This window comes from Mesorhizobium sp. M2C.T.Ca.TU.002.02.1.1 (genome assembly GCF_003997225.1).
Window position 1 is genome coordinate 1 of sequence record NZ_RZTO01000635.1, and the last position, 3688, is coordinate 3688.

Here is a 3688-nt window from a genome sequence, read left to right on the forward strand (position 1 = left end):
CCGGCCGCACGCTGTCGGCGCCCGGCGTGAAGGTGGAGATGCTACCGCCGGCCGAGCGTGTCTCGCTGCGCGCGCCGCAGGCTTCGCTTGCCGCGCTTTCCAAGGCGCTCGGCGTGACGCTGCCGGCAAAGCCGAAGACCTCGGCGACAAAGGACGGGCGCACGGCGCTGTGGCTCGGGCCGGACGAATGGCTGATCATCGACGAGGCCGGCAACGATCCGCTCGCCGACTGCGCCAAGGTGACGGCGCTGCATTCGGCGGTCGGCATCTCGCATCGCAATGCCGGTATTTCTGTCGCTGGACCAGCGGCCGCGGTGACGGTCAATTCGGGTTGTCCGCAAGACCTGTCGCTCGAGGCTTTCCCGGTGGGGGCTGCCTCGCGCACCATTCTCGGCAAGTCCGAGATCGTGCTGCTGCGCACCGCGGCCGACGCGTTCCGTGTGGAATGCTGGCGTTCCTTCTCGGACTATGTCTTTACTCTTCTGTCGGAAGCGGCAGGCGACGCGGCGAACTGATCTTCGCGGCGTCGGTTCCAAAGGAACTATCGCCAGTCCGTGCCGTTTCCGCGGCTCGAGCGATTGAGCGTTTCACAAAACGCCCAATCACTCAAAATATTGCTCTGAGGCAGTTCCGGACGGAAAACCGCTACGCACTTTCCTGGAACTGCTTAGCGAGGGAGATTGCCGATGCCGTCCAAATCCGCGCCGAAGTCGTCCAAGAAGACAGATGCAGTCCGCTCGCTGGAGCAGGAGCAGCGCCACGAGATCGAGGAGGAAGAACTCGAGGAAGGCCTCGAAGATACCTTTCCCGCCAGCGATCCGGTATCGATTACCAGCACTTCCATCCCCGGCGGGCCGGCAAAGCCCGGCAAGGCCAAGGCCGTGCCGGGAATGAAGTCGCGCAAGAAGTAGGCCTGGGCAGGTCTCTCAAGGCCACAGACAAACGAAAAGGGCGGCCAAGTGCCGCCCGTTTTCGTCGGTTCTGCCGATAGTGCTTACAGGCCGGGCACGAACCACGGGCTGACGTCGATGCCGAGGCGCGGGCTCTTGGTCTGGGTCTTGGCGGCGTCTGCCTTTTCGACCGAACCGGTCGCGGTGCAATCGAGAACCACATTGGTGTTGGTCTGAACGCAGGCGGCCGGGGCATGCTTGGCCGGCTGGTTCGTGCCGGCAAAAGCGGCGCCCGAGAAAGCCAGCACGGCGGCGAGGGCGAGGATGGTCTTCTTCATTTTCCGTCTCCAGTCATCTCTTTTCGTACATGTACGATACAACGTACACATACGGCGACTGGAAACGGAATTCAAGACGGAATCTGTACGTGTACGACAACTTTTCTTGAACGTAAGAACCCGTCGCCGCGAATCAAGCCGACGGTGGCGCAAAACGGCTGTGAGGATCAGCAGTCGATCGGGGTGTCGGTGAGCGGCGGGATGTCCTGCTCCGACAGCGAGGCCATCATGAAGTTGCACATGCGCTTCACGTAAGCCTCGGGGTCGCCGAAAGGATAGAAAGGAAAGGTGATCAGAAGCGAAATCGTGCCATGGCCGACGGTCCACAGCATGGTCGCGATGGCGCGCGGGTCGCCCTTGAGCCTGCCGGCGGCAACGCAGGCCTCGACGCGTTTGATCAGCACCTTCATGGCCGGGTTGCCCTCTTCCATGTCCTCATAGCTGCGCCCCTCGGGCAGCCTGGTCTTCTCGGTCATGAAGACGGTGCGGTATTCGTTGGGATTGCCGAGCCCGAAAGCCGCGTACTCAGTCATCACGGCCTGCAGCGCCTCGATCGGATCGTCGGCGGAGTGCTCCTCAATGCGGCGGGCGAGCGTCTCGAAGGCGTCCTCGGCGAGCGCGAAGAGGATGTCCTGCTTGTCGGCGAAATAGGAATAAACCGACATCGGCGCATAGCCGACCCGCTTGGCGAGCTTACGGATGGTGAGGCCCTCATAGCCCTCTTCCTGCACCAGCTTGTGAGCCGCCGCGACGAGTTCCGAGCGAAGCTCCGCCTTCTGTTTTTCGCGGCGTTTCTGAACGCTCAGCGTCAATGTCCGCTGCCTTTGTGGTTGGTTGCCAGACGAAATTATATACGCTGTACGGGAACGGACAAGAGAGCGTTCCGGTTCCGCAACGTTCGCTCAAACTCTTCGGTCAACACGATTGCGGACACAAGAGCGTTTCACCCCTTTCACGGAAACGGCGAAACGCTCTAGCTCTTGTTTTTACGCAATTCCGAACGGAAAACCGATCACACTTTTCCTGGAATTGCTGTAGCCGTTCCCCCCGGCACGCTCAAATGGCGCCAATGCCGCCATCGAGCGCCAGCGTGTGGCCGGTCATGAACGAGTTGCCAGGGTCGGCAAGGAAAAGGATGCCGGTGATGATCTCGTCGACCTCGCCGACACGCTTCATCGGCACGCCGCGCGTGAGCTCGGCAAGCGCTTCGGCTTCGGGCGCCCCCGTGAAACGCACGAAGCCGTCGACCATTGCCGTGCGGGTGTGGGCCGGGCAGACCGCGTTGATGCGTATTCCCTTGCTGGCATATTCCACGGCGGCCGAGCGCGTCAGCCCGACGACGCCGTGCTTGGCGGCGGCATAGACCGACAGCTTCGGCGCGCCGGAGAGGCCGGCGACCGAGGCGATGTTGACGATGACACCGCCCTTGCCGCTTTCCTTGAATTGCCGCTCCAACTGAGGAATCTGGTGCTTCATGGCATAGAAGACGCCGAGCAGGTCGACCTCGACCACGCGGCGCGCCTCGTCCGATGCCACCTGCGGCAGGCGCACGAAGCTGTGCACGATGCCGGCATTGTTGACGGCGATGTCGAGCCGGCCGAACTTTTGCACGGCAAGCTTCACCAGATCCTCGGAGAGGTTTTCGTCGGCGATATTGCCGGCAAGGTGAGCCGTCTCGGCGTCGAGCGCTGCGGCGAAGCTGCCGAGCGCAGCCTCGTCGAGGTCGGAGAGCACCAGCCGCGCCCCTTCGGCGGCGAAGGCCTTTGCAGCGCCGCTGCCGAGGCCGCCGGTCGCGCCGGTGATCAGTACCGTCATCCCATCGAAACGGGCCATCGCTCAGCTTTCCTTTCTTGAGTTCTTCCTGCCGATCAGCTCAGCCGCGAGGATCGCGATCAGCTTCACCGCCTGGCCGTAGGTCTTCGCCTTTTCCGGATTTGAGGCATTGCCGTCCAGCGCGCGGCGATAGACGCCCTGGCAGATCGCCGCCAGCCGGAAGAAGGCAAAGGCCAGGAAAAAGGTCCAGTTGTCGATCTTCTCGATGCCGCGCCTGCGGCAGTAATCGGTGACATAGGCCTCCTCGGAAGGCAGGCCGGCGGCCGCGCGATCGACACCGCCGAGGCCGCGAAAACCCGAGGCATGCGGCAGGCGCCACTGCATGCATTGATAGGCGAGGTCGGCGAAGGGGTGGCCGAGCGTCGACAGTTCCCAGTCGAGCACCGCGATGACTTTTGGCGCGCCCGGCGCGAACATCATGTTGTCCAGCCGGTAGTCGCCATGGACAAGCGAAACGCGGCCGTCATCGGCCGGCATATGCGTTTCGAGCCACGCGATCAGCCTGTCGATATCGGCTATGGTTTCGGTTTCGGAGGCCCGGTACTGGCCGGCCCAACGCGTAAGCTGGCGTTCGAAATAGCTACCGGGCTTGCCGAAATCGCCAAGGCCGACGGCGTCGACATCGAC

General features: G+C 62.9%; 6 protein-coding genes. 2 read left to right on the top strand and 4 right to left on the bottom strand.

Going from position 1 to position 3688, the window contains the following annotated elements; all coding sequences use genetic code 11:
• Both EOD07_RS26500 and EOD07_RS26505 read left to right on the top strand, forming a co-directional pair.
• Positions 1 to 515 (top strand): sarcosine oxidase subunit gamma (locus tag EOD07_RS26500; RefSeq protein WP_245470495.1); only part of this gene is annotated, 515 nt, incomplete at its 5' end.
• Between the two features lie 171 nt (positions 516 to 686).
• Entirely contained in the window at positions 687 to 911 is a 225-nt protein-coding gene (locus tag EOD07_RS26505) for a hypothetical protein (protein WP_041004843.1), read from the top strand.
• 83 nt (positions 912 to 994) lie between these two features.
• Here EOD07_RS26505 and EOD07_RS26510 read toward each other — a convergent pair whose 3' ends face one another.
• From EOD07_RS26510 to EOD07_RS26525, 4 genes are all read right to left on the bottom strand, one after another.
• Positions 995 to 1228 (bottom strand): DUF680 domain-containing protein, encoded by a 234-nt coding sequence (locus tag EOD07_RS26510; RefSeq protein WP_127237514.1) that lies wholly within the window; start codon positions 1226 to 1228, stop codon positions 995 to 997.
• A gap of 167 nt (positions 1229 to 1395) precedes the next feature.
• Complete coding sequence (locus EOD07_RS26515; protein ID WP_127237515.1) at positions 1396 to 2040, bottom strand: TetR/AcrR family transcriptional regulator; 645 nt, start codon at positions 2038 to 2040, stop codon at positions 1396 to 1398.
• 244 nt (positions 2041 to 2284) lie between these two features.
• Positions 2285 to 3061 (bottom strand): SDR family oxidoreductase, encoded by a 777-nt coding sequence (locus EOD07_RS26520; RefSeq protein WP_127237516.1) that lies wholly within the window; start codon positions 3059 to 3061, stop codon positions 2285 to 2287.
• A 3-nt stretch (positions 3062 to 3064) separates the two neighbouring features.
• The coding region (locus tag EOD07_RS26525) for a phosphotransferase family protein (RefSeq protein ID WP_164772547.1) at positions 3065 to 3688 on the bottom strand (624 nt) is incomplete at its 5' end.

Coding starts and splice junctions, on each gene's coding strand:
- EOD07_RS26505 (WP_041004843.1), top strand. CDS start 687: ATGCCGTCCAAATCCGCGCCGAAGTCGTCCAAGAAGACAGATGCAGTC.
- EOD07_RS26520 (WP_127237516.1), bottom strand. CDS start 3,061: ATGGCCCGTTTCGATGGGATGACGGTACTGATCACCGGCGCGACCGGC.
- EOD07_RS26510 (WP_127237514.1), bottom strand. CDS start 1,228: ATGAAGAAGACCATCCTCGCCCTCGCCGCCGTGCTGGCTTTCTCGGGC.